This is a genomic window from Rhodobacter sp. P1_C2, from assembly GCF_056406375.1.
Map to the genome: position 1 here is coordinate 35,552 of NZ_JBFUAG010000016.1, position 23,743 is coordinate 59,294.

22 protein-coding genes are annotated in these 23,743 nt (G+C 68.1%); 9 read left to right on the plus strand and 13 right to left on the minus strand.

Annotated elements, in window-relative coordinates; all coding sequences use genetic code 11:
- Position 1 precedes the first annotated feature (1 nt).
- Together AC1DZT_RS21855 and AC1DZT_RS21860 are read right to left on the minus strand one after the other, a co-directional pair.
- Positions 2-2,038 carry a hydantoinase/oxoprolinase family protein gene (locus AC1DZT_RS21855; protein WP_478008768.1) on the minus strand — a complete coding sequence of 679 codons (2,037 nt, stop codon included), beginning with the start codon at positions 2,036-2,038 and terminating at the stop codon, positions 2-4.
- Positions 2,039-2,138: 100 nt separating this feature from the next.
- Positions 2,139-2,600: a GNAT family N-acetyltransferase gene (locus AC1DZT_RS21860; RefSeq protein WP_478008769.1), complete on the minus strand. Its 462-nt coding sequence runs from the start codon at positions 2,598-2,600 to the stop codon at positions 2,139-2,141.
- A gap of 152 nt (positions 2,601-2,752) precedes the next feature.
- Between AC1DZT_RS21860 and argE the strand changes: the two genes are divergently transcribed.
- Positions 2,753-3,895 (plus strand): acetylornithine deacetylase, encoded by a 1,143-nt coding sequence (gene argE, locus AC1DZT_RS21865; protein ID WP_478008770.1) that lies wholly within the window; start codon positions 2,753-2,755, stop codon positions 3,893-3,895.
- A 259-nt stretch (positions 3,896-4,154) separates the two neighbouring features.
- Here argE and AC1DZT_RS21870 read toward each other — a convergent pair whose 3' ends face one another.
- From AC1DZT_RS21870 to AC1DZT_RS21880, 3 genes are all read right to left on the minus strand, one after another.
- Complete coding sequence (locus AC1DZT_RS21870; protein ID WP_478008771.1) at positions 4,155-4,628, minus strand: hypothetical protein; 474 nt, start codon at positions 4,626-4,628, stop codon at positions 4,155-4,157.
- A gap of 346 nt (positions 4,629-4,974) precedes the next feature.
- Positions 4,975-5,328 carry a cupin domain-containing protein gene (locus tag AC1DZT_RS21875; RefSeq protein ID WP_478008772.1) on the minus strand — a complete coding sequence of 118 codons (354 nt, stop codon included), beginning with the start codon at positions 5,326-5,328 and terminating at the stop codon, positions 4,975-4,977.
- A gap of 133 nt (positions 5,329-5,461) precedes the next feature.
- On the minus strand, positions 5,462-6,064 hold the full coding sequence (locus AC1DZT_RS21880) for a DUF1989 domain-containing protein (protein ID WP_478008773.1): 603 nt from the start codon (positions 6,062-6,064) through the stop codon (positions 5,462-5,464).
- 153 nt (positions 6,065-6,217) lie between these two features.
- Between AC1DZT_RS21880 and AC1DZT_RS21885 the strand changes: the two genes are divergently transcribed.
- On the plus strand, positions 6,218-6,781 hold the full coding sequence (locus AC1DZT_RS21885) for a TetR/AcrR family transcriptional regulator (protein ID WP_478008774.1): 564 nt from the start codon (positions 6,218-6,220) through the stop codon (positions 6,779-6,781).
- A gap of 23 nt (positions 6,782-6,804) precedes the next feature.
- On the opposite strand, the gene AC1DZT_RS21890 is transcribed toward AC1DZT_RS21885, so the two are convergent.
- Both AC1DZT_RS21890 and AC1DZT_RS21895 read right to left on the minus strand, forming a co-directional pair.
- The gene (locus AC1DZT_RS21890; protein ID WP_478008775.1) at positions 6,805-7,809 is read right to left on the minus strand and encodes an NADP-dependent oxidoreductase; all 1,005 of its coding nucleotides are present in this window, start codon (positions 7,807-7,809) and stop codon (positions 6,805-6,807) included.
- 50 nt (positions 7,810-7,859) lie between these two features.
- Positions 7,860-8,684 (minus strand): oxidoreductase, encoded by an 825-nt coding sequence (locus tag AC1DZT_RS21895; RefSeq protein WP_478008776.1) that lies wholly within the window; start codon positions 8,682-8,684, stop codon positions 7,860-7,862.
- Positions 8,685-8,916: 232 nt separating this feature from the next.
- On the opposite strand from AC1DZT_RS21895, the gene AC1DZT_RS21900 reads away from it, so the two are divergent.
- Positions 8,917-11,682 carry a DUF2339 domain-containing protein gene (locus tag AC1DZT_RS21900; protein WP_478008777.1) on the plus strand — a complete coding sequence of 922 codons (2,766 nt, stop codon included), beginning with the start codon at positions 8,917-8,919 and terminating at the stop codon, positions 11,680-11,682.
- A 193-nt stretch (positions 11,683-11,875) separates the two neighbouring features.
- Positions 11,876-12,667 carry a phosphatase PAP2 family protein gene (locus AC1DZT_RS21905; protein ID WP_478008778.1) on the plus strand — a complete coding sequence of 264 codons (792 nt, stop codon included), beginning with the start codon at positions 11,876-11,878 and terminating at the stop codon, positions 12,665-12,667.
- Between the two features lie 12 nt (positions 12,668-12,679).
- Here the strand turns inward: AC1DZT_RS21905 and AC1DZT_RS21910 are convergent, their stop codons facing one another.
- Positions 12,680-13,489: a metallophosphoesterase family protein gene (locus tag AC1DZT_RS21910; protein ID WP_478008779.1), complete on the minus strand. Its 810-nt coding sequence runs from the start codon at positions 13,487-13,489 to the stop codon at positions 12,680-12,682.
- A complete protein-coding gene (locus AC1DZT_RS21915; RefSeq protein WP_478008780.1) occupies positions 13,486-14,466 on the minus strand; it encodes a diacylglycerol/lipid kinase family protein in 981 nt (326 codons plus the stop codon). Before AC1DZT_RS21915 ends, AC1DZT_RS21910 begins: the two co-directional genes overlap by 4 nt.
- Positions 14,467-14,729: 263 nt before the next feature.
- Between AC1DZT_RS21915 and AC1DZT_RS21920 the strand changes: the two genes are divergently transcribed.
- Positions 14,730-15,884 (plus strand): extracellular catalytic domain type 1 short-chain-length polyhydroxyalkanoate depolymerase, encoded by a 1,155-nt coding sequence (locus AC1DZT_RS21920; protein ID WP_478008781.1) that lies wholly within the window; start codon positions 14,730-14,732, stop codon positions 15,882-15,884.
- Between the two features lie 31 nt (positions 15,885-15,915).
- Here AC1DZT_RS21920 and AC1DZT_RS21925 read toward each other — a convergent pair whose 3' ends face one another.
- Complete coding sequence (locus AC1DZT_RS21925) at positions 15,916-16,341, minus strand: Lrp/AsnC family transcriptional regulator (RefSeq protein WP_478008782.1); 426 nt, start codon at positions 16,339-16,341, stop codon at positions 15,916-15,918.
- A gap of 154 nt (positions 16,342-16,495) precedes the next feature.
- On the opposite strand from AC1DZT_RS21925, the gene AC1DZT_RS21930 reads away from it, so the two are divergent.
- Positions 16,496-17,554, plus strand: coding sequence for an ornithine cyclodeaminase (locus tag AC1DZT_RS21930; protein ID WP_478008783.1), 1,059 nt, complete (start codon positions 16,496-16,498; stop codon positions 17,552-17,554).
- On the plus strand, positions 17,554-18,480 hold the full coding sequence (gene ctlX, locus AC1DZT_RS21935; protein WP_478008784.1) for a citrulline utilization hydrolase CtlX: 927 nt from the start codon (positions 17,554-17,556) through the stop codon (positions 18,478-18,480). The genes AC1DZT_RS21930 and ctlX overlap by 1 nt, the downstream gene beginning before the upstream one ends.
- On the opposite strand, the gene AC1DZT_RS21940 is transcribed toward ctlX, so the two are convergent.
- Positions 18,467-19,387: a LysR family transcriptional regulator gene (locus tag AC1DZT_RS21940; protein ID WP_478008785.1), complete on the minus strand. Its 921-nt coding sequence runs from the start codon at positions 19,385-19,387 to the stop codon at positions 18,467-18,469. The genes ctlX and AC1DZT_RS21940 overlap by 14 nt on opposite strands.
- Before the next feature lie 98 nt (positions 19,388-19,485).
- On the opposite strand from AC1DZT_RS21940, the gene AC1DZT_RS21945 reads away from it, so the two are divergent.
- Both AC1DZT_RS21945 and AC1DZT_RS21950 read left to right on the plus strand, forming a co-directional pair.
- A complete protein-coding gene (locus AC1DZT_RS21945) occupies positions 19,486-19,809 on the plus strand; it encodes a nuclear transport factor 2 family protein (RefSeq protein WP_478008786.1) in 324 nt (107 codons plus the stop codon).
- On the plus strand, positions 19,806-20,585 hold the full coding sequence (locus AC1DZT_RS21950) for an SDR family oxidoreductase (protein ID WP_478008787.1): 780 nt from the start codon (positions 19,806-19,808) through the stop codon (positions 20,583-20,585). The genes AC1DZT_RS21945 and AC1DZT_RS21950 overlap by 4 nt, the downstream gene beginning before the upstream one ends.
- A 17-nt stretch (positions 20,586-20,602) precedes the next feature.
- Here AC1DZT_RS21950 and AC1DZT_RS21955 read toward each other — a convergent pair whose 3' ends face one another.
- On the minus strand, positions 20,603-21,985 hold the full coding sequence (locus AC1DZT_RS21955; RefSeq protein ID WP_478008788.1) for an NAD(P)-dependent oxidoreductase: 1,383 nt from the start codon (positions 21,983-21,985) through the stop codon (positions 20,603-20,605).
- 138 nt (positions 21,986-22,123) lie between these two features.
- Positions 22,124-23,641 carry a dihydrolipoyl dehydrogenase family protein gene (locus tag AC1DZT_RS21960; RefSeq protein WP_478008789.1) on the minus strand — a complete coding sequence of 506 codons (1,518 nt, stop codon included), beginning with the start codon at positions 23,639-23,641 and terminating at the stop codon, positions 22,124-22,126.
- Between the last annotated feature and the right edge of the window lie 102 nt (positions 23,642-23,743).

Genomic DNA, 23,743 nt, shown 5'->3' on the forward strand with positions numbered 1-23,743 from the left:
GTTACACCTGAGCCGTGATGACGAGGTTGCCGAAGGCGTCGACCGTCAGGGCAAAGCCCGGCGGGATGACGGTGGTGGTATCGTCCTGGCCGACGATGGCCGGAGAGGTCAGCCGATGGCCGGGCTGAAGGCTCATGCGGTTGTAAAACGGGGTCTGATGCGCCACGCCGTCGAACCAGCCGGTGACCAGACGCTCGGGCCTTGCGGGGGCGCTGGCGGGGGCGGGCTTGCGCACGACCGGTTTCGGCGTGGCGCCGAAGGCCACGAGGCGCAGGTTGACGATCTGCACCTCGGCCCCGGGGCTGGCATGGCCGAAGAGGCGGGAATGTTCGGCGTGGAAGGCCCGGGCGATGGCACCGGCATCGCCGCCGGTGATCCAGAAAGGTTGCAGCGGGGTCTCGATCTCGTAGGACTGGCCGAGATAGCGCATGTCGGCCGAAACGCGGATCTCGACCGGGCCGGCATAGCCCTGACCCGCGATCCAGGCGCGGCCGGTGGCCTCGAGTTCGGCGAGGGGGGCCACAAGGGCCTCGGTGCCGTGGCTGAGGTCCAGAAACAGGGTGCGGATGAAGTCGTTGCGCAGATCGGCGATCAGCCCGCCGAGCGCCGAGACGACGCCGGGGGTGGGCGGGACGACCACGCCCTTCATGTCCAGCTCGCGCGCCAGGAAGCAGGCGAGCATCGCCCCGGCGCCGCCAAAGGCAAACAGGTGAAACTCCCGCGGGTCGATGCCAAAGCGCGAGATCAGGCCCGACACCTCGGCATACATGGAAGAGACGGCGACCTCGACGATGCTGGCGGCGGTTTCCTCGATGGTGGCACCGAGCCGCGCGGCGAGCGGGGCAATCGCGGCGCGGGCGGCCGCCTGGTCCACGGTGACCGCGCCATAGCCCAGTTGGCCATGGCCGATCAGGTTGGCCGCGGCCATCGCATCGGTGATCGTAGGCCTGATGCCGCCCCGGCCGTAACAGGCCGGCCCGGGGGTGGAGCCGGCGCTTTCCGGCCCCACGGTCAGCAGGCCCGTCGCATCGACCTGCGCCACGGAACCTCCGCCTTGCCCCACCGAACTGACCGCGACCGAGGGAATATGGATCTGGAAATCGCCGATCACCTCGCCCGTGCCATATTGCGGCACCCCGTCGAGGATGACCGCCACATCCGCCGAGGTGCCGCCGATATCAAGGCTCAGCACCTTGTCAAAGCCGCAGGCCTGCGCCAGGAACCCCGCTCCGATGACACCCGAGGCGGTGCCCGACAGGATCATCTGCACACATTCCGCCCGCGCCTGCGCAATCCCCATCACCCCGCCGTTCGACTTGGTGATATGGGCGGGCACCGACACGCCCTTGTCCTGCAAGGCGGTCTCGAACCGGTCGAGGTAATGGGCGACGCGCGGCTGCACATAGGCCGAGATCGTGGCGGTGATCGTCCGCTCATATTCCCGGATCACCGGCCAGGTGCCGGAAGAGGTGATGACGGGCAGGTCCGGCGCGAGGCTGGCGAGCATCCCTTGCACCGCCTGTTCATGGGCGGGGTTGCGATAGGCATGAAGGAACGCCACCACGATGCCCTCGGCCCCCGCCTCAATGGCGCGTGCCAGCGCATCGGCCACATCGGGCAGGCTGGGCTCTGTCAGGGGCGAGCCATCCGAGGCCATCCGCTCGGCGATGCCAAAGACCCTCTGCCGCGGGATCAGCGGGGTGGGGCGGCGCGAGTAGAGGTTGTGGATCTGCGGGATCTTGAGGCGGGCGATTTCCAGCACATCCTCGAAATTCCGGGTGGTGAACAGCGCGAGCCTCGGGCCGTTGCGCTGGATCACCGTGTTGATGCCGACGGTCGTGCCATGGGTGAAATAGCTGACCTCTGCCGCGCTGATGCCATGGGCGGCGGCAAGACGGTCCAGCCCTGCGCTGATCTCCGCCCCCGGCGCATCGGGGCGCGAGACGACCTTGAGCGTGGTCAGGGCGCCGGTCGCCTCCTCCAGCACGGCGAAATCGGTGAAGGACCCGCCCACATCCACGCCAATCCGATAGACCATCTCATGCCCCCTTGCCGGTTTCGTTCCAGGTCGGCGGACAGTCTCGCAGGGCGGGGTGGCTGAGGCCAATTCAAAGGTGATCGGTCTCCATAGCCTTGGGTTATGGCTTCGGCAGGCTCATGTAATATTCCGGATGCGGCACCGGGGCGAAGCCGGCCTTGGCATAGACGGCATGGGCGTCGCGAGTGGCGAGCATCCAGGTCGTGACGGTGGCAAGCTCGGGGTGGCGGCGGATCTGGGTGGCGAGCCAGACCGACAGTCCGCGCCCGCGATGGTCGGGCAGCACGAAGACATCTCGCAGATAGGCGAAGGTCGCATAATCGGTCACGAGGCGGCCAAAGCCCACCATCTCCCCCCCGGGCTCCCCCCCCGGCGCAAGGATGCCGAAGGGCAGCGAGTGGTCAAGGGCGCGCTGCAGCAGGGGGCGGGGCAGGCCCTTGGACCAATAGGCCTCTTCGGTCAGAAAGCGTTCGATCCGGTCGAGGTCAAGCCGGCTGCGGTCGGTGGTCAGGCTGTAGCCATCGGCGCGGGTCCAGCTCACGGCGGGGAAATCTTGGGTCATCGCGGTCTCCATCCCGCTACTATGGCAGAGCGGGCCGGGGCGCGCAGCCTGCGCTCGCCCCCAGATCCGCAGGAAATTGTGCCCGCGCCGCGTGCTTCGGCAGGATCTGCGCGGGGCCTCGGCGATGATGCGGCAAAGCGAAATGAGGCGCCATGTCCCCCGAACCATCTGCCGAAGCGATCCTCGCCGATCTGGTCGCCATCCCCGACCTGCCGGGCCAGTCCAATGCTCGCATGGCGGCCTGCGTGCAGGGCCATCTGTCGCGGCAGGGGGTGGCGTGTGCGGTGATCCCGGGCCCCGATGGCGACCGGGTCAACCTGTTCGCCACGATCGGGCCGCAGGATGTGCCGGGTTACATCCTGTCGGGCCATATGGATGTGGTGCCGGTCGATGGGCAGGTCTGGTCCTCGGACGCGTTCCGGCTCAGGCGCGCGGGGGATCGGCTTTACGGACGGGGCGCCAGCGACATGAAGGGCTATCTCGCCTGCATGATCGCGATGGTGCCGGCGTTTCAGGCGATGGGGTTGAAACGCCCCATCCATCTGGCCTTTTCCTATGACGAGGAGATCGGCTGCCGTGGCGTGGGCCACATGATCGCCCGGCTGCCCGAGCTTTGCGCGCCGCCCTTGGGCTGCATCGTGGGCGAGCCTTCGGATCTGCGCCCGGTCCTGTCGCACAAGGGCAAACAGGCGGTGGAGCTGGTGATCGAAGGCCGCGCCGCCCATTCCTCGCAACCCGGGGCGGGCCTGAACGCGGTCTATGCCGGGGCGGAGGTTCTGCTGTTCCTGCGCGACCTTGCCGCCAGGCTGGAACGCGAGGGGCCCTTCGACAACCGCTTCGCGCCGCCGTCTTCGACCGTGGTGGCGGGCATCGTCAGGGGCGGGGCGGCGGTCAACATCATCCCCGACCGCTGCACGATCCAGATGGAGGTCCGCTCGGTCCCCGGCCAGCCGCCGCAGGCCATCACCGCCGCGGTGCTGGACCGGCTCGCGGCCCTTGTCCCCGCAGGAAAGGCGCTGGCGGTCTCGCACCGGGAACTCAGCAGCTACCCCGCCCTGCCGCCGCCCGAGGACCGGGCACTCGCCGATCTTTTGGAAGCCCTCAGCGGGCAACCCGCCCTGCAATCGGTGAGCTACGGCACCGAAGCCGGGCTGTTCCATGCCGCCGGCGTCCCCTCGATCATCTGCGGCCCCGGCGCAATCAGCCGCGCCCATCGGCCGGACGAATACATCACCCGCCCGGAACTGGCCGCCTGCTGCGCGATGCTGGAAAGGCTGGGGCAGACCTTGTCCTAGGGACGGGCGGGCAGGGGGGCTTTGCCCGGAGGAAGGATGGCTTCCGAGGGCGCCGTTCAGAGGGCGGAGATGATCGACATTGCCCCGCTGACGGGTATGGTCCGGTGTCCAGCCTGCGGTCGACAACCGGGGGCATGCTCGCACCTTGCAGGGCATTGCGGACGAACGTCAGAAACCCGATGTCTGTTTCGCAAGGCTCTGGTGACAAACGCGGTATAACCACCGACGATGATTGCTGCGGCCGCCATTTCGGCAGATTTTATTCGATGACCGTCTTGATCACTTGCTCTCTCGTCGGGGTCTGGGATGGCTCACAGGCGTAAAGGTAGCCCCGCGCGTGCATGACTGAGCCGAGCTTGCGCTCGAAATCTGAACAGTGGTAATCGGCAATTCCAAACTCGACCAGCCAGGTAAAGAGATCAATATTGTTCCTTTTGGCGCCTCGGGACGCCTTAGAGGGCAGCAGTATGCAATCCGCCGTCAGCGTGTCGTCGTATCTGGCGAGGATTGCGCAAGCCATGGATTTATTTGCCAAAAGTTGGTTGGCGCTATCAATTCCCGTGATCTTCAATCCCCAAAGATGAACGCGCGTGCCGTCGACGAGAATGATGTCGCCTTCCGAGTTCACGTTCTGGATCGTGCCGTTCAATGTTCCGACTGCCGAAGTGGTTTGGCCGGCTGACGGCCATGCAAGCGCGGCGGCAAGGATGAAAAGGCGGATCAAGAGAGGCATTCAAGGGGCCCTGAAGATATTCGCAGAAACCGGTTTCCGGAGGCCAATTCGTCGGCCGGGATGGAGGTCGGTCCCTCAACCCAACCAGAAAGTGTGTCATGGGTCACCGTGTTATGCTGGGCAGGGTCACATCCGTCAAGCTGCCGCTCAGGTCAGGGTCGGTGTCCGCTGGTCGATCCGGTTGCCAGATGGGTGCGCTGTCCGGGAAGGCGCAAACCCCCATCACCGGACCCGGGTGAAGCTCCCCGATCTTCTCAATGATCGCGGGAGCCTCAACCGGTTCTGCCGGGCAGGGAGGTTTTCGCAGCCCCCCTGCCTGCCGCGTGATGCGCCCGCCCCGCAGGGCTCAATAGGCCACGACATAGATCTTGCGGACCGTCTCGATGGTCTTCCAGACCCCGACGAAGCCCGGCTTCATCACGAAACTGTCGCCGGCGCGGTAGGTGACCGGGGGCTGGCCGTTTTCGGTGATTTCCACCACGCCTTCGAGGATATGGCAGAACTCGAAGGTCTCGCCCTTGATCGAATGGGTGACGCCGGGGGTGGCTTGCCAGACGCCGGACTTGATCTTGCCCTCCTTCGCCTCGTCCATCGCCCAGGTGTCGAATTCCGGCGCGCCGGAGATCAGGCGTTCGGGGGCGGGCAGGGCATGGGTGGGGGCGAAGGTCGGGTTGGGGTCGAGGGTCTTCAGCAGGCTCATGGCGCGGCTCCTTGGTTGGCGGGCCGTTGTAGCCCGCAGCCCATGCCAGAGGATGCCGCACTTGCCGCCGGGGACAGTGCTTCGTGCTGCAAAGACGCCCCGCGGCGGGGGGATCTTGCGCGGGAAAGCAGGCTCAGTCGAGCAGGCGGTAATGCACCTCGGTCGGCTGGCAGGCGGCGCCGTTGATCGGGATCATGTCCTGCGGGCAGGTCGACATGACGACGATGCAGTCGATCTGGGCGCGCAGCGTCACATGGTCGCCGGGCTTGGACAGGGGCTGGCCCCAGGTGATCTTGCCGTCAAGGCCGACGGGGATGTTCATCCACAGGTTCAGGGGCGCGGGGCAATCGGGCGCCCGCAGGCCAAGCTGACCCAGCGCCGCATGCAGGTTGTCGGTGCAATTGTCGTGATACTCGCGGCAGCCGAGGGCGGCATAGCGGTGCACGTCGCAGGCGGCGATCACCGTGTCGTGGCGGCCGGGGGAGGTGTCCTCCTCCAGCACCAGGATCGGGCGCCGCCGGTTGGTCGCCAGCCCGTCGCCCTCGCAGGGGAAGATCCCCTCCAGGCTGGCGTGCAGATGTTCCATCGACATGAACTCTGACAGGTCCTCGGCGTTGAAACACCAGGTGTCGACGACCTGGCTGCCATGGGTGTTGATGATCTGGATCGCCTGCCCCTTGGCGAGCCTGACCGCCCGGCCGCGCCGCGCCGGAACGACCTGAAGTTCTTCCGCCATCTGCCTGCTCTCCCGCCTCTGCCTGAACGGGTGCAGTCTTGTCGGCATGGGCGGAAGGGTCAAGCGCCATCGCAGGCCCGGGCAGGTCTTGTGGTTCCCGGGTTATTGATGATATGCGTCAGCAATAGGGGCCGGCGGGCAAAGAGGGCAGCGATGCGGATCACCAAGGAAAAACGCCAGGAAAACCACGACAGGATCGTCGATGTCGCCGCCGAGATGTTCCGCGAGCGCGGCTTTGACGGGGTCGGCGTCGCCGATCTGATGGAACAGGCGGGCCTGACCCATGGCGGCTTTTACAACCACTTCGCCTCGAAAGACGCGCTGATCGCCGAGGCTTCGGCCAAGGCCTTGCAGGAAACCTCCGAACGGTACGCAGGTCATGGCGTGGCGGCGGTGATCGACGCCTATGTCTCGCGCGCGCATCGGGATGGCCGGGGGCAGGGCTGCCCTGCGGCGGCGCTGAGCGGTGATGCGGCCCGACTGCCCGCAGAGAGCAAGGCGGTTTTCGGCGAGGGGATCGCGGGCCTCGTGGCGGCGCTGGAACATTCCCTCGCCCCAACCCACGCCGATGCGCGGGCGCGGGCGATCGGTCTTCTGGCGCAGGCGCTGGGCGCGGTGGTCCTGTCGCGGGCCTGTGCGGACAGTTCGCCCCTGGCGGATGAGATCCTCGACACCTGCCGCGCCGCTTGCCACGCGCGCCTTGCCGAGCGCGGCTGAGGCGGCCGAAGCCTCGGACCAGCCTATTCCGGGACGGTGATCACGACCTTGCCCTTGGCACGCCCGGTTTCGACCTGGGCCAGCGCCTCGGCGGTGCGGGCAAAGGGGAAGACCCGGTCCAGCACCGGGCGGATCACACCCGCCTCGATCAGCGTGGTGATCCTGGCCAGCTGCGCCCCATCGGCGCGCATGAAGAGAAAGGCATAGCCGACGCCGCGCGCCTTGGCCTTCTTGCGGATGCTGCGGCTGAGCATCCGGATCACGAGGCGCAGCATCAGGTTCAGACGCAGGTCCTTGGCAAAGGCCAGGTCGGGCGGGCCGGAGATCGAGATCACCCTGCCGCCCGGCTTCACCACGTTCAGCGCCTTCGCAAGTGTGCCTTCATCCTGGCTGTTCAGCACCAGATCATAGCCCGACAGCACGGCTTCGAAATCCTCGGTCTTGTAGTCGATCACCAGATCGGCGCCGAGGCTTCGGACCAGATCGGCATTGGCGGCGCTCGTCGTGGTGGCGACCGTGGCGCCCAGATGCTTGGCCAGCTGGATCGCAAAGCTGCCCACCCCGCCGGAGCCGGCCTGGATGAAGACCTTCTGCCCGGGCTTGAGCTGGCCCAGCTCGACCAGCGCCTGCCAGGCCGTCAGCCCGACCAAGGGGATCGCCGCCGCCTCGGTCATCGAAAGATTTGCCGGTTTCAGCGCCACATCGGCCTCGGCCACGGCGATCCGCTCGGCAAAGGTGCCGACGCGGTGGTCACGCGGGCGGGCATAGACCGCATCCCCCGCCTTGAAGCCGCGGACGAGGGGGCCGACGCGCAGCACCGTGCCGGCCAGATCGTGACCGAGGATGAAGGGCGGGCGGTAGGGCAGGAACAGCTTGAAGGCGCCGTCGCGAATCTTGGAATCCAGCAGGTTGACCGCGGTGGCCTCGATCCGGATCAGCACGTCATGGGCGCCCATCTCGGGTTCGGGCATCTCGGCCAGCCGCAGGCGGCCCTGCTTCTTGTAACGGTCGACGACAAAGGCTTTCACGGCTGTCTCCGGTGGATCATGTCAAGGGGCGGCGCGGGGCGCCGGGCGCCTCAGGCGATGTTGAACTGCTTGCGCAGGGTGCGGTCGAACAGGCCGCGCGGCAGGAAGCGGCGCGCGAAGGAGGTCTGCCGCGCCGCCGCACCCGAAGGATAGTGGAGCCGCGGCACCCGGTCCTCCGCCGCCCCGAGGATGGTGCGGGCGACCGCCTCTGCCGTATCGCCCGAGGCCATCGCCGCGGCAAAGGCCGTCCGGTAGCGGGCCAGCGTCGCGGCATAGGCCGCGACCGGCCGGTCCCCCTCGGGCGAGTTCGCCTCGATCGCCGTCTTGGTGGCCCAGGGCTCGATCACCGCGACGCGGATGCCGAAGGGGCGGACCTCGTGATCGAGGGATTCCGAATAGCCCTCGATGGCGTGTTTGCTGGCGGTGTAATAGGCGCCGAAGGGGCCGGGGATCAGCCCCAGGACCGAACCGATGTTGAGGATGCGCCCGGCGCCCTGCTGGCGCATGATCGGCAGGACGCGGTTGGTCACCCGCACGACGCCGAGGAAATTGGTGTCGAACAGGGCGCGCACCTGTTCGACCGAGCTTTCCTCGGCCGCGCCGGACAGGGCGTAACCGGCATTGTTGACCAGAAGGTCGATCCGGCCCAGCGTGTCATGGGCCAGCGCCACCGCCTCGTCCACCGAACTGTCCGAGGTCACATCGCAGGCGAAGAGCCGGATGCCGTCGCGCACCTCGCCCGGTGCCGCCCTGCGGCTGGTGCCGATCACGCGGTAGCCCGCCCCGGCCAAGGCCCGCGCCGCCGCCTGGCCGATGCCGCTCGATGCCCCGGTGACGAAGGCGGTCTTCCGCCCCCTGTCTGCGCCCTTCGCCATGGCCCTGTCCCTTTCCGCTGTGGCCCGCTGCGTGCCGGCAATGGGCGGGTGAGTTTTGAAGATGATCATCATCGTTGGCTTCAATGATGCTTGTCATCAATAATGTCAAGCGCCTTGTTGACCCGCAGGAGGCCCCCGGCGGGCGGGGCCCTTTATGGCTTTGAGAAATCGGGGCGGTTGACTATCCTGCGCCGGACGACCGGGACAAGGTCGCGTGGGATGGGGAATTGGGATGGACGGCGTGCTGGTGCTGCTGGTGCTTGTCGCACTGGCGATCCCTCTGGGTCTGATCGTGCTGATCTTTGCCCATGTCGCCCTGCGCAGACGCGTGGGCCGGCTGGAGCGTCAGCTGGCCGAGATGCAGGCGTCGGAGCGGCCGGTGGCCACAGCCAGCCCGGTCCAGAGCCTCACCCCGGACACCGACGAAAGCGCCGCGCCAGAGACAGCCCCAGAGGCTGCGGCGGAGTTGCTTGCAATGGCCGCCCAAAGCGCGGCTTCTCCCGTACCGGAGGCGGCATCTGACGGGGTCGCGCCAGAGCTTGCGGCCGAACCCTTGTCGCCTGAGCCTTCCGCCTCGGACCAGAACCGCCCGATCGTGATGCGGGCGGACCGGGTCTCGGCCTTTGCGGTCTGGATGCGGCGCAACTGGGTCTATGCGATCTCGGCGGCCTCTCTGGCACTCGCCGGGGTGTTTCTGGTGCAATATGGCGTGCAGAACGGGCTTTTGCCGCCGGCGGCCCGGGTCATGGCGGCGATGCTGTTCGGCGCGGCGCTGATTGCGGCGGGCGAGTGGATGCGGCGGCATGGCGGCGATGGCGAGGGGCAGAGCACCGCCTATCTGCCTTCGGTCTTTGCCGGGGCCGGACTGGTGGCGATCTTTGCCGCCACGGTCGCGGCGCGCCAGCTTTACGACCTGATCGGCCCGAGCGCGGCCTTGATCCTGCATATCGCCACGGCCCTGCTCGCCATCGGGCTGGGCTGGTTCTATGGTCCGCTTCTGGTGGCGGTGGGGCTGCTTGGCGCGGCGGCGGCGCCCTTCCTCGTCGGTTCGGACAGTGCGGCGACGCCCCTGCTTTACGCCTATTACAGCCTGATCGCCGCGACCGGGCTTGCGGTCGATGCGATGCGGCGCTGGGCCTGGGTTTCGGTGCTGGCGCTGGTTCTGGGCTATGCCGGCGGCTTTGCCATGCTGCAATTCGGCGCGGGAGAGCTGGGCTGGACCCTTTGTCTGGTGGCGCTGCCCCTGGCGGCCATCGCCCTGCCGGTGCTGAGCCTGATCCCCGCCCATCCCGGCCCCTCGGTGCTGCAGGCCGTTCTGGCCAAGGGCGCGCTGGGCTGGCCGGTGTTTCCGACCCGTCTGGCGGCGGGCGCGGTCCTGGTGTCGAGCCTGTTCCTGCTGGGGCTGCCCGGCACGACGGCGGCGAATGGGTTGGGCGCCTTCGTGGCCATGACGGCGCTGGCGTTGCTGCTTCTGCTTTGGGCCGACCGGGCCGAGGGGCTGACCGATCTGGCGCTGGTGCCGGCGGCGGCCTTCGTGGTGCGGCTGATTTATGACCTGACGCAATACTGGCCCTTGTCGCAGGGCTTTCTGTCGCAGGCGATCACCCTGCGCGCGCCGGAGATCGGCGCGCCCATGACGGTGACCTGGCTGGTCGTGATGGCCGGCGCCGTCTCGGGCGGTTTTGCCCTGCGCGCCCTGCGCGGGGGGAGGGCTGCGGTGCTGCAGGGCCTCGCGGCGGTTCTGGTGGCCCCGGTCGCCGTGGCGGTGCTGGAGCTGTACTGGCAACCTTCCCTCGTCCTTGGTCCCTGGGCCTGGGCGCTGCATGCGATGGTTCTGGCCGCCGCGATGGTGGCCCTGGCCGATCGCTTTGCCCGCCGGGATGGCAGCGACCATCGCCGCACCGCCTATGCCACGCTTTCGGCCTTGTCGCTGATCGCCCTGGCGCTGTTCGTGCTGACCAGTGCCACCGCGCTGACCCTGGCCCTGGCCGTGCTGGTGGTGACGGCGGCGGCGCTGGACCGGCGCTTTACCCTGCGCGAGATGGGGATTTTCCTGCAGATCGCGGTTCTGGTCCTCGGCTACCGGCTGGTGGTGGACCCGGGCCTCGACTGGGCCTTGAGGGCGCCGCTGATCTCGGTGCTGCTGGCCTTCCTCGGCACCATCGCGGCCGAGGTGGCGGCCCTTGTCCTTCTGGCCGCCCTGCCGCGCCCGATGACCAAGGGGGTGCTGGAAAGTGCGGCGCTGGCGCTGGTGGCCGTCCTCTTCAACGTGCTGATCGCGCGCTGGCTGGTCGGGCCGGAGGGTGATTTCGAAAGCCAGAGCAGCTATTCCGCCAGCCTGCATGCCTTGCCCTGGCTGTCGATGGCCCTGGTCCAGCTTTACCGGGCGCGGCTTGGCGGGCCGATGCGCAAGCTGCGCCTTGGCATCGCCGCCGTGGCCGGGCTGATTGCCACCGCAGGGCTTCTGGCGGCGGTGGGCCCGCTCAACCCGCTTTTCGCCTCGCCCTATGACGAGCCCCTGGTCAAGGTGATCGGGCCGATCCTGCTGGACAGCCTGGCCTTGGCCTATGCGATGCCGGGCCTGATCCTTCTCTTTGCCGCGCGACGGCTGGGGCTGCCGGGCCGGTTTGCCCATGTCCTCATGGGGATCGGCGCGGCTTTCCTCGCGCTTTACGCCGGGCTGGAGATCCGGCGTTTCTGGCAGGGCGATTTCCTTGGCGGGCCGGGGGTGCTGCAGAACGAGCTCTACAGCTATACCGTGGCGCTGACGCTGCTGGGGGCGGGGCTCCTCTATCAGGCCATCGCGCGCCGTTCGGTCCTGTTGCGGCGGGTCGGCATGGGAATCATCGCCGTCACCATCGCCAAGGTCTTCCTGATCGACGCCGCCGGGCTGAGCGGCCTGACCCGGGTCTTCAGCTTTCTGGGCCTTGGGCTTTCGCTCGCCGGGCTGGCCTGGCTCAACCGCTGGGCCGAGCAGGTGTCGCGCAAGCCGGAGTGAACCGGGGCGGCGGGTTTCGCGCACTGATCGGCGGGAAGGTGGAGTTCTGTTCACCTCCCGGCCATTCCTTGCTACAGGGGGAGGGCGGGGCAGTCGGGTGCCCGGGCCATGAGAGGGATCCGCGGGTGAACCACGCCACGAAGGAAGCGGCGCCCCTTGCGGGCGGGGCAGGTCGATGCGGCAGGGCTGCCGGATGACGGGGGGGCGGTGGAGCGCCGTGGCGGCTCTGGTTCTGGCCACGCTGGGCTATCTGGGGCTGATCTTCGCGACCAGGGCGCTGGACCCTGCGGCGGCGGGCTGGATCGGGCGGATGGACCTCTGGACGGCGCAGCTGTTCTTTGGATTGCGCAGCCCGGCTCTCGTCGGCTTCTTTTCCACCGTCACGGCCTTTGGCTATTGGGGGGTCGTGGTGCTTCTGGCTGTTGCGGCCACGGCGCTGATGCTGCTTTACCGGCGCGGGCTTTATGTGCCGGGCCTCTGGCTTGGGCTGATCGGCAACCAGATCACGGTGACGCTGCTGAAGACGATCTTCGGCCGCGCCCGCCCCGCCTTCGGCGTCTATCACGAGAGCAGCGCCGCCTTCCCCAGCGGCCACAGCGCGGTCAGCGTCATGCTCTTTGGCTATTTCACCTTCCTCCTGCTGCGCGAAAGCCCCGCGCCGCGCTTCCTTGTGGCGCTGGCGGGTCTTGTGGTGATCCTGCTGGTCGGGGGAAGCCGGCTCTACCTGGTGGAGCATTATCTCAGCGACGTGCTGAGCGGCTATCTGATCGGATCGGTCTGGCTGGTTCTGGCCATCGCCCTGACCCGGACGCGTGCGGCCAAAATGCCCCCGGCCGTGGCGCTTCCGGTCTGGCCCTGGCGCGGGATTGCGGTTCTGACCCTGGTGGCCGCGACGCTCGTCGCCCTCTGGTTCGCGGCCGGACGCTACGAGCGCCACCTCGTCCTTCTGCCGCCGCCCGCGTCCTCGGACACCGCAGCGCCCTGAAGGGCGCAAGGATCAGCTTTCGGACCTGCGATGCCAGCCCTGGGCCCCGGCGAGGAAGGTGGCCGAACCCGTCGCCGCGAAGGTCAGGCCTGTGTCGCTGAAGGCATGGCGGTGGACGGTGATCCGGCCGCGGTCGATCTCCAGCAGGTTGAAATCGTTGACTTCCCCGCGCAGCCGGTTCGACAGGCTGGTCCCGGCATGGACCTGCAGGGCCGAGCGGTGGCCCTCGACCGTGGCAAAGGGATCGGCGCGCCAGCTGTGCAGATGGCCGGAGAGGACGACATCGGTGCCGCAATCCGACAGCGCCCGGATTCCGGCAGAGGCATTGCGCATCAGGCGCTTTCTTTCGTCCTTCTCATGTTCGAAAGGGTGATGGACCACGACGACATGGGTGCGGCTGTCGCCCTCGCCGCCGAACTCGGCGCAGACCCGCCGGATGGCACGGGTGCGGAACCAGCCCTGCTGCCAGGCAAAGCGGTTGACCGTATTGACCCCGATCACCGCGATCTCGTCATCGACGAACTTCGGCTCCAGATCCGGGTTGATCCATGTGCGATAGCGTTGCCAGGGCAGGAAGATCCGCACGAACAGGTTGTGCAGCGGCAGGTCGTGGTTGCCCGGGATGGTCAGCACCGGCGCCGTGATGGCATCGATGAAGGCCGCCGCCGCCGCGAACTGCCCCTCCGTCGCGCGCTGGGTCAGATCGCCGGAGATCACCACGACATCGGGCTGCAACTCGTTGACCGCCTGCAGCAGGGGGGTCAGCAACTCGGCCCGGTCGCGGCCGAAATGCAGGTCGGACATATGCACCAGCCGTCTCATGCGGCCGTCTTGTCCGTTGTCTTGTCCGTTGTCTTGTCGGCGGTCTTGTCGGAAGTCTTTTCTGCCTGCGCGGCGGGGGCGATCACCTCGAGCGCGTCTTCGACCACCTGAAGCCGGTAGGGGCCGGCGAGCCGCTCGCGCTCGCCATCGCGGGCGATGGTCCGGGGATAGCCGGCGGGGCGGTCGAGGTTCTCGATCACGATATCCGCGCCGCTCAGCACCGTGAAGGCGCGTTCGGGCAAACCGCGGCCCAGGGCGATGACCACGGCCATCCGGATCATCTCCATCCGGCTGGCATCGGGGGCGATGAAGACCACCAGCTTGCCATCCTCGATATGATCGGCGCCGACGACGTTGAGCTGGGTCAGCTGGTAGGCATTGTTCACCACGAAGACGAGGGGCGAGCGGACGGTGCGCGTCTGCCCATCGACGGTGATGCGCAGGTGGAGCGGCGCGCGCACCGTGGTCAGCGTCTTGATCACCGCCCAATAGGCTGCGATCCGGGTCCGGCCCCAGCGCTTGTAGATGCCCTCGCGGGTTTCCAGGATGGCCGGATAGGCGCCAAGGCTGGCATTGTTCAGGAAGACCCGGTCGTTGATCCGGGCGATCCGCAGCGGGCGGCGCTGCGCCTCGGCGATCACCTTGGCCGAGCCCTCCATCTCCATCGGCAGGTCGAGAGAGCGGGCGAAGTAGTTGAAGGTTCCAAGCGGCAGGATGCCCATCGCCACATCGCTGCCCTCCAGAACCGAGGCCACGGCGCAGATCGTGCCATCGCCGCCCGCCGCCACGATGGTCTTGAAGCCCTCCGCCATGGCGGCGCGGGTCTCGGCCTCGATCTGCGATCCCTTGACGATCTGTTTGATCGTGCAGGGCTGGCCGAGGGAAGCGAAGGCCGCCTTGATGGTTTCGGGTTTCGATTGGTCATCGGGCTGGCCGGAACCGGCGTTCAGGATGATGCAGATGTCTGAGGGGCTCAAGAACGGGCTTCCTTCTGCCGGGGCGGGGGCTTGGCGGGTCTGACACCGGGCGGAGGGCTGCGCCCACGTCAGGTCTTGCCCTTCCAACGCCCGGAACCGCATCGGGTTCCGGGCTTGTGCCAAGCGAAAGGCGGGCGGCGGATGGGCTTTCGCCTTGCCCTGCGGCTCTGCCGCCCCATCTCCTGCAGGGCGGGCCGCGCGCAAGGGGTCTGCCCTTGCTTGGCCGCAGTCCTTTCAGACGCTTCATTTTCAGGAAAATCTTGATGTCACGCACCTTTGCATCCGCGCTGCGCCGGGCGGGCCGACTGATGCGCCCGGCCAAGGTGAAGAAGGCGACCCGTGCCACCGGGAAGGCTTTGGCCGGCCTGATGGTGAAAACCGCGCTGGCAGCCCTGACGCCGAAGCCTGTGAAGCCCAGGATTGCCAAGCCGAAGCCAACGAAGGCCGCGCCTGCCAAACCCAAACCCGCCAAGGTGCCCAAAGTCGGGCGCTCGCTGGGCATGGTTCTGGCGCAGTTGCGGGCGGGGCAGGGGGCAGGGGCGGGCGAGGCTGCGCCGCGCATCCCGCCCGGTGCGCAGTATATCGCCCGGCAGCATCGCAGCACCCAAGGATCGCGCGGCTACAAGCTGTACCTGCCCGCCAGCCTCTCCGGCCCGCCCGAGGGGGTGATCCTGATGCTGCACGGCTGCCAGCAGACACCCGACGACTTTGCCCTCGGCACCCATATGAACACCCTGGCCGAGAAGCACCGCCTTGCCATCGCCTATCCGGCCCAGACCAGCGACCACAACCCGGCGCGCTGCTGGAACTGGTTCAAGCCCGCCAACCAGATCCGCGGCAGCGGCGAGCCTGCGCTTCTGGCCGCGCTGGCACGCAAGCTGATGCGGGAGTTCGGGCTGGCGCGGGGCCGGGTCTTCGTGGCGGGGCTTTCGGCCGGGGGGGCGACGGCGGCGCTTCTGGCTGACCTTTATCCCGATGTCTTTGCGGCGGCGGGCATCCATTCCGGCCTTCCGCGCGGGGCGGCGCAGTCCACGCTGACGGCGATCCGTGCCATGCGCCGGGGCGGCACCGCCTCCCCTGCCGCTACCGTCCCGCCCGGCCCGAACCCGGTGCGGCGCATCATCTTTCAGGGTCGGTCAGACAGCACGGTGCATCCGTCCAACGCCGAGGCCCTGGTTGCGGCGGCGCTGGGCGGGGCGGCAGAGCCGGTGCGGACAAGGAAGGGAGAGGTCGCCGGGCGCGCCTATGTCCGCAGCAGCTATGCCGATGCCGGGGGCGTGGTGGTGCTGGAGCTCTGGATGATCGAAGGCACCGGCCATGCCTGGTCGGGCGGGCGCGCGGCGGGGTCCTATACGGATCGGCAGGGGCCGGATGCCTCGGCCCAGATGGTGCGGTTCTTCCTGGAAGGGCCGGGCTGAACCGCGCCCCGCCCGGACCCTGCACCCAGACTCAGACCGAGCTGAGCAGGATGCAGGTTTCGGAGTTCATCACCCCGTCGATGGCGCGGACATTGCGCAGCACGCGGTCGAAATCGGCCAGGCTGGTCGCGTTGATCTGCGCCACCAGATCCCAGGCGCCATTGGTGCTGTGCAGGGCGACGAGCTCGGGGATGCCGCGCAGCTTGCGGATGATCTGCGTGGTCGAATGGCCGGCCACCTCGATCAGCATCACGGCCTTGACGGCGCCTTCCTCGATATCCTCGCGCACCCGGACGGTGAAGCCCAGCAGCGCGCCCGAGGCCTGCAGCCGGTCCATCCGGTTCTGCACCGTCCCGCGCGAGACGCCCAGAACCGCGGCCAGCTTGGCGATCGGTGCCCGCCCGTCGCGGCGCAACAGGGCGATCAGGTCGCGGTCGGTCTGGTCATAGCTGTGCATGGCGCCTCCTGCATGCCTCCTGCGCGGGGATTGGCATATCTTACAAATGCCCTGCGCAAATTGCCAGAAATCTGCGCATTATTTGCAAGACCTTGCGATTTCGACTGCGCTTTGCCCGGGTTAGCCTGTGGCATCCCATGAAAAAGGTGCCGCCATGTCGATCCTGCGTCCGATGAATCTGAACCTTGTCCCCTTCGTCAGCGTCGAGCGGATGATGCGGATCGTGCGCGGCATCGGGGTGGAACGCTTTCTCGTCGAGCTGGCCGCCTATGTCGAAGAGGACTTCCGCCGCTGGGCGCTGTTCGACAAGACCGCCCGCGTCGCCTCGCATTCTACCGATGGCGTGATCGAGCTGATGCCGACCAGCGACGGCGTCACCTATGGGTTCAAATATGTGAACGGTCACCCCAAGAACATGAAGGACGGGCTGCAGACCGTCACCGCCTTCGGCGTTCTGGCCAATGCCGACACCGGCTATCCGGTGCTTCTGTCGGAAATGACGATCCTGACGGCGCTGCGGACCGCGGCGACCTCGGCGGTGGCGGCGAAATATCTGGCGCCGCGCGGGGCCTCCTGCATGGCCATCATCGGCAATGGCGCGCAGAGCGAGTTCCAGGCCCTGGCCTTCAAGGCGGTGCTGGGGGTGACGAAGCTGCGGCTTTACGACATCGACCCCAGGGCCACGGCGAAATGCGCAGCCAACCTCGCGGGCAAGGGGTTCGAGATCACGGTCTGCACCTCCGCCCAAGGTGCGGTCGAGGGGGCTGAGATCATCACCACCGTGACGGCGGACAAGCAGTATTCCACCATCCTGACCGACAACATGGTCGGCCCCGGCGTCCATATCAACGGCGTCGGCGGCGATTGCCCCGGCAAGACCGAGCTGCACCGCGACATCCTGCTGCGGTCGAACATCTTCGTCGAATACCCGCCACAGACCCGGATCGAGGGCGAGATCCAGCAGCTGGCCCCCGACCATCCGGTGACCGAGCTTTGGCAGGTGATCCGCGGCGAGGCGCCTGGCCGCAGCGATCCGGCAGAGATCACGCTTTTCGACAGCGTGGGCTTTGCGACCGAGGATTTCTCGGCCCTGCGCTACATCCGCGACCAGCTGGTGCACAGTGGGGAGTATGACATGCTCGACCTTCTGGCCGATCCCGACGACCCGCGCGACCTGTTCGGCATGCTGATGCGGGCGAAGGTCGAGGCGTGATGGCCGCGCGCAGCGTGCAGGCCCCGGGGGCGGTGATCATGATCCGCCCGCACCATTTCAGCGTCAACACCGAGACCCTGGTCGACAATGCCTTCCAGACAATGCCGCAGGGACTGGACCCCGCCAGCATCGCCCGCGCCGCCCATGCCGAGGTGACCGAGGCCGCCCGCCTGCTGACGGCCCAGGGCGTGACGGTGCATCTCTTCGAGGACGAGACCACAAGCACCCCGGATTCGGTCTTTCCCAACAACTGGTTTTCCACCCATCCCGGCGGGCATGTGGCGCTTTACCCGATGTTCGCGCCGAACCGCCGGCTGGAACGCCGCGCCGATGTGATCCAGATGCTCAAGGCGCGCTACCGGGTGCAGGATGTGATCGACTATTCCGGGCTGGAGCCGGACGGCCTGTTTCTGGAAGGCACCGGGGCGATGGTGCTCGACCATATCGACCGGGTGGCCTATGCGGCGCGTTCAAACCGTACCGATCCGATCGCGCTGGAACGCTTCTGCACCCATTTCAACTATGAGCCGATGGCCTTTGACGCGACCGACCCCGCCGGGCGCCCGATCTACCACACCAATGTCCTGATGTGCATCGGCACCGATGTCGCGCTGGCAGGCCTTTCGCAGATCACCGACCCCGCCCGCCGGGCCGAGGTGCGTGACAGGCTGGAGAGTTCGGGCCGCGTCGTCATCGACCTCGACGCCCGGCAGATCGGCGATTTCGCCGGCAATGCGATCGAGCTTCAGGGCCGCGACGGCCGCCTTCTGGCCCTGTCGCAGCGCGCCCTGACCGCCCTGCACCCCGACCAGCGCGCGGCGCTGGAGGCGCGCGTCACGCTGGTGCCCCTGACGGTGCCGACGATCGAGATGGCCGGTGGCTCGGTGCGCTGCATGTTGGCGGGCATCCACCTCACCGCGCGCTGAGGTCAATTCCCGCGCCCAGCCCTGCGGCCTGCTTGCGGGCGAGGGCGAGAAAGGCCGCAAATCCGGCCGAGGGGTTGCGGCGCCCGGGATAATACAGGCTGAAACCCGGGCGCGGCGGGGTCCAATCCTCCAGCAGGCGGACTAGCCGGCCCGAGGCGATGTCCTCGGCCACGTTCTGCGCGATGAAGAAGCCGATACCCGCCGCCTCCAGCACGGCGGTGCGCGCGATTTCGGCCTCGTCCAGCGTCAGGCGGCCCCTCGCCTCGATCTGCACCTGGACGCCGGCCTTTTCGAACTGCCAGCGGAACAGCGCGCCATTGGGCAGGCGGACGCGCAGACACTCCTCCACCGGCAGATCCGCCGGGGTCAAGGGCAGGGGATGGCGGGCCAGCCAGGCGGGCGAGGCCACGACCGCATAGCTTTGCGGCCGGCCCAGCGGCAGGGCGATCATGTCGCGCGGCACCAGATCGGCCGGGCGAATGCCAAGGTCGAAGCCCTCGGCCACGATGTCGATCAGCCGGCCCTCGGTGACCAGATCGACCTCCATCTGCGGATAGCGGCGCAGGAAGTCCAGAACCAGCGGCGCGATCTCGCGCCCCGCCGGAACCGAGGCGTTGATCCGCAAAAGGCCCCAGGGCGTCTCGCCCTGCGAGGCGGCGGTGTCGATGGCGGAACGGATCTCGTGCAGGGCAGGGGCCACGCGGTCGACAAAGGTGCGCCCGGCGTCCGTCAGGGCGACGCTGCGGGTGGTGCGGTTGAAGAGCCGCACGCCAAGCCCGGTCTCCAGCCGCCCGATCGTATGGGACAGCGCCGTGGTGGACATGCCCAACTCCAGTGCCGCCGCGCGGAAACTGCCGCGCCGCGCGATGGCCAGCACCGCCTCCAGCCCTTTCAACCCGGCATCCATGATTATCCCGATTGTGTCATCGACAGATGTCCATTTATCCCGATTATCGCAATGACCGTCCAGCCCTATTTTGCCATCAGCAGCACAGGAGCCTTGCGATGACGCTTCCCCCACCGATCCAGACCTATTTCTCCGCCCGTTCGCCCGAAGACGCCGCGGCCTTCGCGGCGGCTTTCGCCCCGGATGCCATGGTGCGCGACGAGGGCGCAATCCGGCAGGGGCCGGAAGAGATCAGCGCCTGGTGGCGCGCCGCCAAGGCCCGCTACCGGCATACGAGCACGCCGCTCGACCTGCAGGAGGCGGCGGGCAAGACCCTGGTCCGCGCCCGGGTCAGCGGCGATTTCCCCGGCAGCCCCCTCGTCCTGACCTTCCGCTTCGCGCTTGACGGCGACCGGATCACCGGGCTGGAGATCACGGCATGACCGGCTTTCTGACCCTGCAGGGCAAGCGCGCCCTGATCACCGGCGGCACGCAAGGGGCGGGCGCCGCCACCGTGGCGCTGTTTCGCGAGCTTGGGGCCAAGGTGCTGACCACCGCCCGTCATCGCCCCGATCCCTTGCCCGAGGACCTTTTCGTCGCCGCCGATCTGACCACGCCGCAGGGTTGCGCCACGGTGGCCGAGGCCGTGGCGCAGCGGCTCGGCGGGGTCGATGTGATCGTGCATATGCTGGGCGGCTCCTCCGCGCCGGGGGGCGGCTTCGCCGCGCTGGGCGAGGCGGAATGGCAGGCCGAGCTGAACCTGAACCTGATGCCCGCCGTCCGGCTGGATCGGGCCCTGCTGCCCGGCATGGTGGCGCAAGGGGCCGGGGTGGTGATCCATGTCACCTCGATCCAGCGGCTGATGCCGCTGCCTGCATCGACCACGGCCTATGCCGCGGCCAAGGCGGCGCTGTCGGTCTACAGCAAGAGCCTGTCCAAGGAGGTCTCGCCCAAGGGCATCCGCGTGCTGCGCGTCGCCCCGGGCTGGATCGAGACCGAGGCGGCGGTGCGCCTGGCCGAACGGCTGGCGCAGGAGGCCGGCACCGATGTCGAGGGCGGCAAGAGGCTGATCATGGCCGCGCTGGGCGGCATCCCGCTTGGCCGTCCGACGACCCCGGCCGAGGTTGCGAACCTGATCGCCTTCCTCGCCTCGGACCGGGCCGGCAGCATCACGGGCGTCGAATATGTCATCGATGGCGGCACCGTGCCCACCGCCTGAAACCGCTCTGGCGCGGATCAGCCCTGCGCCAGATATTCCCCCTCCAGCCCCAGATCGCGCAAGTGTCGCGCCAGAAGGTTGCAGGTCATGACCAAAGCCTCGGCCTCGGCCCCTTCCGCCTCCGGGGCGTGCAGCTGCCGGGCGAGGCTGGCCGCAAGGTCGCGCAGGGTGGCAAGAGCCTCGGGCCGCTGCGCCAACGCCCGCAGATCCGAGGTAGAAACACCGCCCAGCCCGCGCGGCCGCGTGGCACCACCGTTCCGGTAGCCCGGCGGCAGATCGCCCTTGAGGTTGGTCACCACGCGGTTCCGGATCGCCTCGAGGATCTGGTCCACCGCCTGCATCGCCCCCGCCACCCGGGTCGGGTGATCGGTGTCGGCGGCGGCATGGGGCAGCAGCGACAGCCGCGCGGCATGGTCGGCGAGAAGATCCAGATAGGGCGTCATCGGCCCCGACAGCGCGCCGCTGGACGGGTTGCGGAAGAGGTCGGCATCGATCGCGGCATGGGAAATCCTGCCCGAGGCGAGGCTTTCGGCAAGCGCCCCGGTATCCACGAGCTCGCCGCGGTCATAGTTGATCAGCACGGCGCCGGGGGCGAGGGAAGCCATGACCTCGGCCCCGATCAGCCCTTCATTGGCATGGGCCTGTGGTCCGAGCGGGCCAAGCCCGGTGTGGACGCTGATCACATCGGCACCCGTCGCCGCCGCGACCGGGCTTGCGGCATAGGCAAAGCCCTCGCTTTCGATCCAGGCCTGATGGCGGGCGCGGGCGAAGATGCGCACCTGCATGCCGAAGGCGCGGGCCAGCTTGGCCACCTCGCGCCCGATATTGCCATAGCCGATGACGGCGAAGGTCTGCCCCTCCAGCTTGGCGGTGGGAAAGCGGGCAAGGTCGCGGCCGGTGTCGAAGGCGCCCTCGGCCACGAGGTCATGGATCAGCTCCACCGGCAGATCGGGCCGCACCCGCAGAAGCGCCTTCATCACCATCTGTGCCGTGGCCCTGGCGTTGATGCCCGGCGTGTTCATCAGGGGCGCCACCCCGCCCTTGCCATCGCCGCCGCCCCAGCTGACCGAGCGCATGTTGCCGGTGCCGGCCCCGATCCGCACCCCGCCGAGATCGAAACGCGCGCCCTCGGGCAGGATCGTCGCCGCCGCGATTACCGCGTCATAAAAGCCGTCGGAGGTCTCGGCGAGGATCGCGGATGGCTCCGACAGCATCGGCATGTAGAAGAACTGCGGCACCCCGGCCTCAGCCTCCGCAAGCCCGCGCCCCGAGCCGAGGTGGAACAGGCCGCCGCGCGCCAGGATATGGGCCCTGACCGCCGAAGGGTCCGGCTGACCCTCCGCATCGAAGGCGAGGCCCACCAGATCGACGATCAGGATTTTCGGGTTTGTCTGGCTCATGTCATCCTCCTACGGCGCGGTTTCTCGGGCAAAGGGTTCGGGGGCGAAGGCCTTGCGCGGGGCAGCCTTCAGCCCCGCGCTGCCGCTTTCCGAGCCATAGCCGGAGTTCCGCACCTCGCCAAACGGAGTTTGCCTGCGTCAGCCGCGCCGCCAGCGGTGAAAGCGTTCGACCAGCGCCAAGGCCCAGGGGCTGACATGGGCGCGGCGCCAGGCGCCGGCGGCGTATTTGTTCGCCTCGGCCAGGGTCGGGTAGATGTGGATCGTGCCGAGGATCTTGCCGAGGCCGAGCCCGTGTTTCATCGCCAGCACGAACTCCGCCATCAGGTCGGCCGCATGTTCGCCGACGAGGGTCACGCCCAGAATCCGGTCCTTGCCCGGCGGGGTCAGCACTTTGACGAAGCCTTGCGCCGCACCATCGGCCACGGCGCGGTCGAGATCCTTGATCTCGTAGCGTGTGACCTCGTAAGGGATGCCCTTTTCCCGCGCCTCGGCCTCGTTCAGGCCAAGGCGGGCCACTTCGGGGTCGCAGAAGGTGGCCCAAGGGATCACCCGGTAATCGACCTTGAAGCGTTTGAGGCTGCCAAACAGCGCGTTGACCGCGGCGAACCAGGCCTGATGGCTGGCGGTATGGGTGAACTGGTAGGGGCCCGCGACATCGCCGCAGGCGAGGATATTGGGGTAGAGCGTTTCAAGATAGGCATTGGTCTCGATCACCCGGTCGGTCGGGATGCCCAGATCCTCCAGCCCATAACCGGTCAGCCGAGGTGCGCGGCCAAGCGCCACGATCACCGCGTCAAAGCCGATGCGGCGGGTCTGGCCGCCTTGGGCCACCTCGACCCATCTCTCGCCCGCCTCCACCCCGAAGCCGCGCGCCTCATGCCCGGTCAGCACTTGCACGCCGTCCCGCTCCAGCGCGGCGCGGACGAGGGCAGAGACCTCCTCATCCTCGCGCGACAGAAGGCGGGGGCCCTTTTCGATCTGGGTCACGGCAGAGCCGAGCCTTGCGAAGGCCTGCGCCAGTTCGGTGCCGATCGGCCCGCCGCCCAGAATGACCAGACGCCTGGGCGGCGCCTCCTCGGCGCGCAAGCGTTCCCAGAGGGTGTCAGAGGTCAGGTGACCCACCTCCGCCAGCCCGGGCAGATCGGGCACGAAAGGTGCTGCCCCGGTGGCGAGGATGATCGCCCGGCTGGTCAGGCGTTGTTTCCCGCCATCGGGCGTGGCGATCTCGACCGTCCAGGGGTCGATCAGCCGGGCATGGCCCAGAAGCACCTCGACCCCAAGCGCGGTATAGCGTTCGACGCTGTCGTTCGGGGCGATTTCGGCGATGACGTCATGGATGCGGTCCATCACCCGGGCGAAGGAAAAGGCGGGGGGGACGGGTTCCAGCCCGTAATGGTCGGCATGGCGCATCTGATGGGCGAGCTTGGCGCTTTTGATCAGGGCCTTGGAGGGGACGCAGCCATAGTTCAGGCAATCGCCGCCCATGACATGCCCCTCGATCAGGGTCACCTTCGCCTTGGTCGCCGCCGCGATATAGGCCGAGACGAGGCCCGCCGCCCCCGCGCCGATCACGATCAGGTTGCGGTCGAACTTGCGCGGCTGGGTCCAGCGGTCGAAGGATTGGCCGCGCGACAGGGTTTTGAACGGGTTTTTCATCGGCAAAGTCAAACCCGCCGGGCCTGCGATGGCAAGGGGCCGCGGTGCCCCGGGCGTTGACAGTTGCGGGAGGGGCCGCTTTGCTGCGGGCAGCGCAGAAGG